Genomic DNA, 11,516 nt, shown 5'->3' with positions numbered 1-11,516 from the left:
AATTATAAGAGCTAAAATTTAAAGTTAAGTTTAATTTAGTAATTAAGGAGGACATTTATGAAAATTACTGATTTATTAAAGAAGAACGGTATTGAGTTAAACACTAGTATAGAAACAAAAGAAGAGGCTATAAATAAATTAGTGGATTTAATGAATAATACAGGAAGTCTAAAGAATAAGGAAGAATATAAAAAGGCTGTTTTAGATAGAGAGAATTTAAGTACCACAGGAATTGGAGATGGTATAGCTATACCTCATGCAAAAACAAAGGCAGTTAAAAAAGCAGGATTAAGTGCTATGGTTGTTAAAGATGGTGTAGACTATGATTCTTTAGATGGAAATCCAGCCCAGTTATTCTTTATGATTGCCGCACCAGAAGGGGAGAATAATGTACACCTAGAAGTGTTAGCAAGACTTTCAACTATACTTATGGATGAAGAATTTAGAAAAAGTTTAATGGGAGCAAAGGATAAGGAAGAGTTCTTAAAACTTATTGATGATAAAGAAAATGATAAAATAGTTTCAGAGAATAAAAAAACTGAAAATAAGGGTTATAGAGTTTTAGCGGTCACAGCATGTCCTACAGGAATCGCTCATACCTTTATGGCAGCAGAAAGCTTAGAAAATAAAGCTAAGGAAATGGGAGTGTCAATAAAGGTTGAAACGAATGGTTCTGGGGGAGCTAAAAATGTTTTAACAAAAGATGAAATTGAAAAAGCAGAATGTATTATAGTAGCAGCAGATAAAAAAGTTGAAATGGAAAGATTTAATGGAAAGAGAGTTATCCAGACTAAGGTTGCTAATGGAATACACAAGGCAGAAGAATTAATTAACGATGCACTTAGTGGGGATGCACCAGTATATAATCATGGAACAAAAGCTGAGGAATCAAATAGGGATGAGGAAAAAGAGGGAATTGGTCGTGAGATATATAAACACTTAATGAATGGTGTGTCTCATATGTTACCCTTTGTTATTGGAGGAGGAATATTAATAGCACTAGCCTTCTTATTTGATGATTATACTATAGACCCAAAAAACTTTGGATCTAATACTCCTTTTGCAGCTTTCTTAAAAAATGTAGGAGGAACAGCCTTTGGATTTATGTTACCAATACTTGCAGGATATATTGCTATGAGTATTGGAGATAGACCAGCACTAGCAGTAGGTTTTGTAGGTGGTATGCTTGCAAACACTGGTGGATCAGGATTCTTAGGAGCATTACTTGCAGGATTTTTATCAGGTTATTTAGTAGTAGGATTAAAGAAGTTATTCTCTAAGTTACCAAATAGCTTAGAAGGATTAAAACCAGTATTGCTTTATCCATTCTTTGGAATATTATTAATAGGAGCAATTATTACATTTATAGTTAACCCTCCAGTGGCGGGAATAAATAATGGAATCACTAATCTATTAAATAATATGGGAGCCAGTAGTAAAATTTTACTTGGAGCAGTTCTAGGTGGAATGATGGCAATAGACATGGGTGGTCCTATAAATAAGGCAGCTTATGTATTTGGGACAGCTTCCTTAGCCAGCGGTAATTTTGAATTTATGGCAGCAGTTATGATAGGTGGTATGGTACCTCCTCTAGCTATTGCATTATGTACAACTTTCTTTAAAAATAAATTTACTAAGAGGGAAAGACAATCAGGATTAACTAACTATATAATGGGATTATCATTTATAACAGAGGGGGCTATTCCTTTTGCAGCTGCAGACCCATTAAGGGTTATACCAGCTTGTGTTATAGGTTCATCAGTAGCGGGAGCTTTATCTATGGCATTTGGATGTGCATTAAGAGCACCTCATGGTGGAATATTTGTTTTACCTGTTATAACTAATCCATTAGGATACTTTATAGCATTAGTTGTAGGTTCATTTATAGGTATGATAGTGCTTGCTCTATTAAAGAAAAAAGCTAATTAGTATATAAATACTAAAATTTTTATGATGAGTAATTAAATTATTAATATTTATAACTATAAGGGTTTAAAGTAAACATTAAAAAGTAAATAATATATAAAATATAAGTCCTATATCTTTTTTACATAGTAATAAAGATATAGGACTTATATTTTATTGTAATAGTTAGAGTATAAATAGCAAATACTAATTTAGAATAGAAGGAATCTTCATTCAGGTGGTGTTAAAACTTATAGCCATCAGATAAATATTTATTATGTTATAAATATGAATTAATTAAGTTTATAGGGAGGAATTTAAAATGAGGTTAAAAAGAGCATTAGTATTTTTACTATTACTTTTCACCTTTAGTAGTACAACAGTTTTTGCTATGCAACCTAAATCTCCTATTTTAATGGGAGAAATTTTAGAGGTACAAAAGGATGATAAGACTAATACAACTAGATTATTAGTGGAAGGATATATAAAATCCTGTGAAGTTTACAATGAGAAAGTTCTTGTAATAGTAGGAGAAGATACTAAAATAATGGGAGGCTGTGATGGGAAAGATGGAAAGCCGGACTTTGCAAAGGGAGATAAGGTTTTTGTAGTATTAAGTTCAGCTATGACTAAATCCATACCACCTCAATCTTCAGCAAAGAAAATTCAGGTATCTAAGCCTGTAAAATAGAAATCTTAATACATATTGTAAAAACTTATAACTATAACTAATAGAAGTTTTCAAGAGATATATAAATATCTTTTGAAAACTTTTTATTTATGTAGCATATTTGTATCTAAGAGTTTATTGAAAGACTATAAATTTTTAGATAGAATTTAAGTATATTAGTAAGAAATAATTAGAAGATATTTTGTGCCAGTTAAGTATTAAAGCAGTGAAAATTTATACTTTTAAATTATAAAGTCAATAAGTTAAAAACTATTGATTTAAATACCTTAGTTTAACTAGTACAAGAAGTTAAGTTATTATATATTATAAGAGCACTATGAGGTATTATTGAAGTTCAATAAACTCCCAGTGTTTTAACTTTTGAAATATAGGGTTGAAGGAGCTGAAAAATTTTGCTTAAAATAAGTTCAGAACAAGGTCAAAGTATTGTAGATAAGATGATGAAGGTAATACCATATAATATAAATGTAATGGATAATGTAGGAACTATAATAGGAAGTGGTCAAAAAGAGAGAATAGGAGTAGCTCATGAAGGGGCAATAGAGGCTATAAAAAGTCATAAGATGGTTGAAATATACTATGATGGGGAAGGGGCTAAAAAAGGTGTTAATCTACCCATAAGATTTGGGGGAGAGGTAGTTGGAGTAATAGGAATCAGCGGTAATCCAGATGAGGTTAGAGCTTTTGCAGAGCTAGTTAAGGTAACAGCAGAGTTACTTATTAATCAGCAGGATATGATGGATGAAAAAAGATTTAGAGAAAGATTAGAAGAAGAATTTTTTTATCATTGGATATATAACACAAAGGAGTATGAAGAAGACTTCATTCAAAGAGGAAAGAATTTAGATATAGATATATTATATTTAAGGAGAGCTGTTGTAATAGAGGGTCAGAATATAGAAAAAGAGGTTATTAAGAAGTTTTTATTTAAGGGGGAGTATGTTTTAAATTACTATAATAATAAAATATTAATTCTAATACATAAGGATAGGGATGTTAAGGCTCTTATAAATAGAATACTTAAAAAATATGAGAATCTAGAAATAGCCTTTGGTGGACCAGAAAGGATAGTAGGAGTTTCTGCAAAGCAGGCTATAAAAGCTTTAGAGATTGGAAAAACATTGCCTCTTTATAATAAAGTTTATGATTATGAGAAAGTTTCCATAATTGACCTTGTCGTAAAGAATGGAAAATCAAGTTCAATAGTTGAAGAGATGAAGGCCTTAGAGGAAGAGGGCGAGGGGTCAGATCTTATGAAAACTCTAATTACTTTTATAAAAAGAAATGGAGAGATGAGTAAGGTGGCAGAAGAATTACATATTCACAGGAATAGTTTAAGTTATAGATTAAATAAAATAGAAAGTATAACAGGGAAGAATCCAAGAAATTATATGGATTTATATGAGCTTATAAATGGAGTACTAGTACATAGTTTCAATAAAAGCACTGTGCAAATGCACAAAAAATAGGAGGGTTAAATTATAGTTCTGCCTAATGATAATGATTGCATTAACGTTTACAATGATAATATAAATAAAACTAACTGGGGGGAGAACAATGCAAGTAACAGCATTAGGAGCAATTATAGGATTGATTTTGGCAATTGTACTAATAATTAAAAAAGTTCATCCAGCCTATGGTCTGATTATTGGAGCCTTAGTAGGTGGATTAATAGGTGGAGCAGGACTAGTTGAAACAGTAAACTTAATGATAAATGGAACTAAGGGAATTGTAACAGCAATACTTAGGATATTAACAGCAGGAATTTTAGCAGGAGTTCTTATTGAATCAGGAGCAGCGGCTAAGATTGCAGAAACTATTGTAGATAAGATAGGAGAGTCAAACTCATTAATAGCATTAGCAATAGCTACTTTAGTATTAACTTCTGTTGGAGTATTTATTGATGTGGCAGTAATAACAGTATCACCAATAGCATTAGCAATAGCAAATAGAGCAAACATATCTAAAACATCAATTTTAATAGCTATGATAGGAGGAGGGAAGGCAGGTAACATAATGTCACCTAATCCTAATGCCATAGCAGCATCTGACTCTTTTAAAATTCAGTTAACTTCTCTTATGGCATCAGGAATAATACCAGGAATAGTAGGTCTTATTTTAACTTGTATTATAGCTAAAAGATTAATAAATAAAGGAATTAAGGTAAAACAAGAAGAAGTTCAAATAGCTTCATCTGAAAAGCCAAGTTTCCTATCTTCAATTATAGGACCTTTAGTGGCAATAGGACTTTTAGCTCTTAGACCACTATTCAACATAAATGTGGATCCTTTAATAGCACTTCCAATTGGGGGAGCAGTTGGAGCTCTTTCTATGGGAAAGATAAAAAATTTAAATGCTTATGCATGTAGTGGATTAAATAAAATGAGTGGAGTAGCTATATTACTTCTTGGAACAGGAACCATAGCAGGAATAATTGCAAACTCAGGATTAAAAGATTTAATTGTTAATGGATTAAGTAGTTCAGGACTTCCAGCCTTTGCTCTAGCACCAATAGCTGGTATATTAATGTCTGGAGCAACAGCTTCAACTACTTCAGGTACAGCAGTAGCTAGTCAGGTATTTGGACCAACCATACTTGATCTTGGAGTTTCACCATTATCATCAGCAGCTATGATACATTCAGGGGCAACTGTTTTAGATCACCTTCCACATGGAAGTTTCTTTCATGCCACTGGAGGAAGTGTATATATGGATATAAAAGATAGGCTTAAACTTATACCTTATGAATCATTAATAGGTCTTTCTATGACAGTAGTATCTACAATAATATTCGGAATACTAAAGTAAAAAGGAGTAATAGTTATGAAATTTGTTTTAGCACCAGACTCATTTAAAGAAAGCATGAAGGCTATAGAAGTTGCAGAAGCCATGGAAAAGGGAATAAAAAAAGTACTTAATAATGCACAATGTATAAAAGTTCCCATGGCAGATGGTGGAGAAGGCACAACCCATGCTTTAGTTCATTCAACAAATGGAATCCTTGAAAAAATAAAAGTATTAGGACCTTTAGGTAAAGAGGTAGAAGGGGAGATTGGAATCTTAGGAGAAGGTAAAGTTGCTATTATAGAAATGGCAAGTGCAAGTGGACTAGAGCTTCTATCAAAAGAAGAAAGAAATCCTATGATAACAACTACATTTGGAACAGGACAACTTATAAAAGCAGCCTTAGATAAAGGAGTAGAAAAGATACTTATTGGAATAGGTGGAAGTGCTACTAATGATGGGGGAACTGGAATGCTTAAAGCCTTAGGGGCTAAGTTTATGGATGAGGAAGGAAAAGAGTTACCTCTTGGTGGAGGAGAACTTTTAAAGCTAAAACATATAGATATAAGTGGATTAGATAAGAGAATAAAAGATGTAGACATAGAAGTAGCCTGTGATGTTACAAACCCTCTTACAGGAGAAAAGGGAGCAGCTTATGTATTTGCACCTCAAAAGGGAGCAGATAAAAACATGGTTAAGATTCTTGATGAAGGACTTAAAGTTTATAGTAATATAATAAAGGAAACTTTAAACAAGGATATTGAAAATGTAGAAGGAGCTGGAGCAGCAGGGGGACTTGGAGCAGGACTTATGGCATTTTTAGATGCTAACCTTAAAAAAGGTATAGATATGGTTATAGAGTATACGGGTTTAGAAGAAAAAATAAAGGATTGTGACTTTGTATTTACAGGAGAAGGAAGTATAGACTCACAAACTATTTATGGGAAAACCCCTATAGGAGTGGCAAAGCTAGCTAAAAAGTACAATAAACCAGTAATAGCCTTTGCAGGTAAAATAGGTGAAGGAGTAGAAAACCTTTATGATAACGGAATTAATTCCATAATAGGAATTCTACCGGAAATATGTACACTAGAAGAAGCCTTAAAGGACGGAAATAAAAATATGGAAAAGGCAGCAGAGAATATAGCTAGAATAATAAAGCTGAAATAAGAGGATTATAAAATTTTAAGGAACAGTTAATTATATATTTAATTTTAAATTTATTTTTAGGAAGACAGATTAATATATAGGGATCTTAAGTTTCTACTACTTATCCAAGTAAGGAATAAGGAAAGAAAATTAAGGTCCTTATATTATTTTGTTTCTTTATTTATGATTAATTTTTATTAAAAATAGTGATAGATTAGGTAAATAAAATATATAATACATCCTTTAATCTAAAAATAAAATAGTTTAAACACATGATTTTTATTTTTGGAGAAATATAAAATAAGTTTACATAAATATTAGCATAAATTTATGTTAAAGTTTTATGTATATAGCATTATTAAGGATGAAATTTATTTACACATACACCCTTATATGGTATTGTTTTACAAAGGGGGGGTTTTATGATTTCAAATTTATTAAGTAAAAAATTAAAAAAATATATAGCTATTACATTTATAGTGTTTATATCATCACTATCACTATTTAATGTAAAAGCATTTGCAGTTGGTGAACCTACTTGGAATTACACATGGGGATTTGCTAAAGGGTACTCATTAGCTGTAAAATCAAGGTATTGGCAATATGGTACAATGGATTGGACTTCTGCAATTTCGGCCACTCAAAGTGAATATAGTGCATCACCAGCTAATGCATCAATAAGAGTTAGTAGTTCAAATAATTATAATGATTGCAAAATAAGACTTAAATCTGCTGAATGGACACAATATAGTTGGTGGGGAATTACTGATGAGGCAACTGATGTTTCTGGGGCATATACTGTTGATTTGAATTCCTATACAGTTTCTAAGTCTTTTTCTAGTTCATCCCTTGAGTGGTATAAAAAGAAAATAACTGTTCATGAAGTTGGGCATGCATTTGGATTTAATCATGCAACGTCACCAGACTATGTTATGTGTCAAGGGTATATTAATGTAAACTATCTTACAAGTTATGAAAACCAAATGTTAGTAGACCGATATGGTCGATATAATTAATTATTAATAAGGAGAAGTTTATGAAGAAAAAAATTATATTTTCAGTAACTGTAGTATCTCTATGCGGTATTTTAGCTTTTCTTGTTTATGGGAATAGAAATGAAAAAAAAGAAGTTAATAACCCAACTAGTATTTGTATTGAAAATAATGGTGTTAAAGCTGACTTACCCTATATAGAAAATTTAAAGTCTTTAAAAGATGAATCTGATTTAATAATATTGTGTGAAGGTACTAATGTACAAGAAAAAAGAGATTACAAAGGTATTCCAAGTATTGTAACTACAGTTAAAATAAAAGAGGTTTTTAAAGGTACAAAAGATTTAAAGGAAGTTAAAGTAATACAACATGCTAAATTAGATGTTCAACCTAAAAGTGGTGAAATATTAATTATGTTTTTAATGAAGGGTAATGGGATTGACAATCCAGATTGTTATGGTGTAGTTGGAGCAGGACAGGGAATTTATGTATTGGAAGTACAAGATAATATTAACAGTAAAAATACATCAAGCTCAAACTATGAAGAAGCATATATAAAACCACAGGCAATAAAAAATGATAATATATTAAAAGAATTAAATGGGAAATATAAGGATATAAAGAATAAGCTTAAATAATTTTAGTAAGTTAACTAAAAGATAGGAAAGAAACTTTCCTATCTTTTTTTAGAATCACCACTACTTAAAGCTTAATTTATGAAATCTGTATTATTATTTATTATATAATCTAGATCTGGATATATGTTTAAAAGGGTATGTTGGATATATAAAATCTTTATTATATAATAATTATAGTAGATATACAGGGAGAGAAGGATATGTGGAATAAAAAATTACTTACAGCCATAAGATACTATACCCTTTTACTTATAATGCTAGGTATAGTTATGGAGAATAAACAGTTAAATAATGAACTTATAATATTCATATTTTTATTTATAATAAATAACCAGCTAAGATTTTTTTCATTAGATAGTGCTTTTCATAAGGCCATATCTTTTATTATAGAACTTATATTTATAACTCTTGGATATAAGTATGTAGGGGGATACCCTATTTTTTATCTTATATTAGAAGCCTTAGATAGTAATATATTATTTAAGGGAAAATTAAAGACATTATTTAATATGATAATATGTATTCAGGGAGTATATATTTCAGGGGCTCAGAGTTTGGAGATTGAAGCTATTAATATAGGCTTGTTAATAATTTTTATAGCAGTTTTATACTTTGTAAAGGATGAGAATGATAAAAAACTTAAGGCCCAGGAACTCTATGATAAACTTAGGGGATCAGAAGAAAAGCTTAAAAATGCTAATAGAGACCTGGAGATATATGCAAGTTCCATAGAAGAAATCACACTTTTAAGAGAGAGAAATAGATTATCAAGAGAAATACATGATAGTGTTGGACATGCACTATCTACCATAGCCATACAGTTAGGGGCTATTGAGACTATAGTAGGAAGAGATAATAATAGTGCAAAAGAACTTACAAAGGAGCTTAGAAGGTTTACCCAGGATAGCTTAAATGAGGTTAGAATGGCTGTTAGAGAAATAAAGCCAAAAGAGTTTAAAGATTATGAGGGAATTTTAATAATAGAAGAATTAATAAATAGCTTTAAAAAATTAACAGGAGTTGATGTAAGGTTATCCTTTACTAAAAAAAAGTGGCCTTTAAACCCAGATCAAGGATTTATAATATATAGAATAATACAGGAATTTTTAGCTAATAGTGTTAGACATGGAAAAGCTACATTAGTCCATATTTTTATGGCTTTTAGTGACTATAATCTAGTAGTTACATTAAAAGATAATGGACAAGGTGCCGAAAATATAGTAGAAGGAATTGGACTTAAAAGTATGAAAGAAAGGGTTAAAGAAGTGGGAGGAGATTTTAGCTACAATACAAAAATCAATCAGGGATTTTTAGTGAAAATAGAACTATATAAGAAGGAAAAACTTAAAATTCACTCAAAGGAGACAGAGAATGGGGAAAATTAAAGTCATAATAGTGGATGATGAAAAATTAGTAAGAAGTGGTCTTAAAATAATACTTGAGACTTTTAAGGATATAGAAGTAATTGATATGGCATCTAATGGGGAAGAGGCATTGGTAGCTTGTAGACGGAATGAACCCCATGTAGTTCTTATGGATATAAGAATGCCAAAATGTGATGGTGTTTTAGGAACAAAACTTATAAAAAAAGAGTTTAAGGATGTTAAGGTTCTTATTTTAACTACATTTAATGATGTGGAATATATTCATGAAGCTTTAAAATATGGTGCATCAGGTTACATATTAAAGGATAGTGATTATGATTTAATTTATGAAGGAATAAAAGGGTGTTTTAAGGGAAATGTAGTGGTTCATCCAGAAGTTGCATCTAAAATCATAAATGAAAATACCTCATATAATAAAAAAAGTACTGTAGAAGATACAATGACTAACTATGATTTAAATAATAAAGAAATAAACATAATTAAAGAAGTGGCAAGTGGTTTATCTAATAAAGAAATAGGAGAAAAGCTATTTTTGTCTGAAGGAACTATAAAAAATAATATAAGCAATATTTTATGTAAGCTAAGTCTTAGGGATAGAACTCAGCTAACCATATTCGCATTTAAAAATAATATAGTAGAGTAAAGACTAAAAAGTTACCTAATAGCTCCTAATAATAGCTTTATTATTAGGAGCTATTAGACTAGAGGTTCTAAAAAAAGTTAGTCCAATTTTAACTCAAATTGAACTAACTTTTTTAGAGAATTAAAGAACATTACTTACTATTGAACTTTTTTTTATATACTCAATTTCATCTTCATTTCTTGAGATTTCTTCATAACCAAATTTTTTATATAAATACTGATTGCCTAGACTAATTATAATTATTTCTTTATCATAATTAAAGCGGTGAAGTCAGCTATAACAAGCTATATAAAAAGTTACTTAAGTCATTTTGATAGTTACTTATAGTACTAGGAATACCTTCTTAAATTTTCTAAAATATAATTATAGAGGTTAAGGAGGTATTTTTATGTGCAATATAAAGGTGAAGAATATTTCTAAGAGATTTGATGATAAATTAGTTTTAGATAACATATCTTTTGAGATAAAAGAGAGAGATATATTTGGATTAATAGGACCTAATGGGGCAGGAAAGTCTACTCTTATAAGTATAATAACAGGGCTTCTTAAGGCTAATAATGGGGAAGTAGAAATAGGGGGATACTCTATTAAAGATGAACCGTTAAAGGCAAAGGAATTATTAGGACTTGTACCACAAGAGATAGCTTTAATGGAGCAACTATCAGCTTATGATAATTTAGAGTATTTTGGAGCCTTTTATGGTCTTAAGGGAAAAGTTCTAAAGGAGAGAATTCAGGAGGCCTTAGAGGTTACTGGGTTAACAGATAGAAAAAAAGAAAAGGTAACAAAGTTTTCAGGAGGAATGAAAAGAAGACTAAACCTAGCAGTAGCTATAATGCATAGACCTAAACTACTTATAATGGACGAGCCAACTGTAGGAGTAGATCCTCAATCAAGAAATTATATATTTGAGTTTGTAAAAAAAATTAATAAAGAAAATAATACAACTGTAATATATACTTCTCATTATATGGAGGAAGTAGAGAACTTATGCAATAGTATATTCATACTAGATTTAGGAAAAGAAATAGCATCAGGAACTAAATCCTCAATTAAATCCATGACTAGTATTCATGGAAGTATTAAGCTTACCTTAGAAGATCCTAGTGAAGAATTTATTTTAAGAGTAAAGGAATTAGAAGGGGTTAAAGATTCCTTTATTAAAGAAGAGATAATTAATATTTTTATAGATGAAGGTAGGTTTAATTTAGAGGATTTACTTATGTTATCTATGAGGGAAAAGAAGAAGATAAAGAATTTAAATGTAGAGGAGGCATCCTTGGAGGAGGTTTTCTTATCTCTTACAGGAAAAAAATTAAGGGATTAAGG

At 30.3% G+C, this 11,516-nt stretch carries 10 protein-coding genes; all 10 read left to right on the top strand.

All coding sequences use genetic code 11. The features are described from left to right. Positions 1 to 57: 57 nt before the first annotated feature. On the top strand, positions 58 to 1,929 hold the full coding sequence (locus BR69_RS0100840) for a PTS fructose transporter subunit IIABC (RefSeq protein WP_027631477.1): 1,872 nt from the start codon (positions 58 to 60) through the stop codon (positions 1,927 to 1,929). A 298-nt stretch (positions 1,930 to 2,227) separates the two neighbouring features. After that, a complete protein-coding gene (locus BR69_RS0100835) occupies positions 2,228 to 2,596 on the top strand; it encodes a hypothetical protein (RefSeq protein ID WP_027631476.1) in 369 nt (122 codons plus the stop codon). Between the two features lie 392 nt (positions 2,597 to 2,988). Beyond that, positions 2,989 to 4,065, top strand: coding sequence for a CdaR family transcriptional regulator (locus BR69_RS19625; RefSeq protein ID WP_051623431.1), 1,077 nt, complete (start codon positions 2,989 to 2,991; stop codon positions 4,063 to 4,065). Between the two features lie 88 nt (positions 4,066 to 4,153). After that, on the top strand, positions 4,154 to 5,404 hold the full coding sequence (locus BR69_RS0100825; protein ID WP_027631475.1) for a GntP family permease: 1,251 nt from the start codon (positions 4,154 to 4,156) through the stop codon (positions 5,402 to 5,404). 15 nt (positions 5,405 to 5,419) lie between these two features. Further along, the gene (locus BR69_RS0100820; RefSeq protein WP_027631474.1) at positions 5,420 to 6,550 is read left to right on the top strand and encodes a glycerate kinase family protein; all 1,131 of its coding nucleotides are present in this window, start codon (positions 5,420 to 5,422) and stop codon (positions 6,548 to 6,550) included. A gap of 401 nt (positions 6,551 to 6,951) precedes the next feature. Then, a complete protein-coding gene (locus tag BR69_RS0100815) occupies positions 6,952 to 7,545 on the top strand; it encodes a matrixin family metalloprotease (protein WP_027631473.1) in 594 nt (197 codons plus the stop codon). A gap of 20 nt (positions 7,546 to 7,565) precedes the next feature. Continuing rightward, the gene (locus tag BR69_RS0100810; RefSeq protein ID WP_027631472.1) at positions 7,566 to 8,159 is read left to right on the top strand and encodes a hypothetical protein; all 594 of its coding nucleotides are present in this window, start codon (positions 7,566 to 7,568) and stop codon (positions 8,157 to 8,159) included. Positions 8,160 to 8,359: 200 nt separating this feature from the next. Continuing rightward, positions 8,360 to 9,544, top strand: a complete 1,185-nt coding sequence (locus BR69_RS0100805; protein ID WP_027631471.1) for a sensor histidine kinase — start codon at positions 8,360 to 8,362, stop codon at positions 9,542 to 9,544. Then, positions 9,531 to 10,187: a response regulator transcription factor gene (locus BR69_RS0100800; protein WP_027631470.1), complete on the top strand. Its 657-nt coding sequence runs from the start codon at positions 9,531 to 9,533 to the stop codon at positions 10,185 to 10,187. Before BR69_RS0100805 ends, BR69_RS0100800 begins: the two co-directional genes overlap by 14 nt. Positions 10,188 to 10,575: 388 nt before the next feature. Next, on the top strand, positions 10,576 to 11,514 hold the full coding sequence (locus BR69_RS0100795; protein WP_027631469.1) for an ABC transporter ATP-binding protein: 939 nt from the start codon (positions 10,576 to 10,578) through the stop codon (positions 11,512 to 11,514). Positions 11,515 to 11,516 lie beyond the last annotated feature (2 nt).

Origin of the sequence: Clostridium hydrogeniformans DSM 21757, assembly GCF_000686705.1 — a bacterium.
GTDB lineage: Bacteria > Bacillota > Clostridia > Clostridiales > Clostridiaceae > Clostridium_Z > Clostridium_Z hydrogeniformans.
The sequence above is the reverse complement of the archived record's forward strand: the minus strand, read 5'-3'. Positions and strand labels throughout refer to the sequence as shown.

Excerpts from the sequence above, each read along its gene's own strand:
- BR69_RS0100800 (WP_027631470.1), top strand. The coding sequence starts at position 9,531 with ATGGGGAAAATTAAAGTCATAATAGTGGATGATGAAAAATTAGTAAGA.
- BR69_RS0100820 (WP_027631474.1), top strand. The coding sequence starts at position 5,420 with ATGAAATTTGTTTTAGCACCAGACTCATTTAAAGAAAGCATGAAGGCT.
- BR69_RS0100825 (WP_027631475.1), top strand. The coding sequence starts at position 4,154 with ATGCAAGTAACAGCATTAGGAGCAATTATAGGATTGATTTTGGCAATT.
- BR69_RS0100835 (WP_027631476.1), top strand. The coding sequence starts at position 2,228 with ATGAGGTTAAAAAGAGCATTAGTATTTTTACTATTACTTTTCACCTTT.
- BR69_RS0100795 (WP_027631469.1), top strand. The coding sequence starts at position 10,576 with ATGTGCAATATAAAGGTGAAGAATATTTCTAAGAGATTTGATGATAAA.
- BR69_RS0100810 (WP_027631472.1), top strand. The coding sequence starts at position 7,566 with ATGAAGAAAAAAATTATATTTTCAGTAACTGTAGTATCTCTATGCGGT.
- BR69_RS0100815 (WP_027631473.1), top strand. The coding sequence starts at position 6,952 with ATGATTTCAAATTTATTAAGTAAAAAATTAAAAAAATATATAGCTATT.
- BR69_RS0100840 (WP_027631477.1), top strand. The coding sequence starts at position 58 with ATGAAAATTACTGATTTATTAAAGAAGAACGGTATTGAGTTAAACACT.
- BR69_RS0100805 (WP_027631471.1), top strand. The coding sequence starts at position 8,360 with ATGTGGAATAAAAAATTACTTACAGCCATAAGATACTATACCCTTTTA.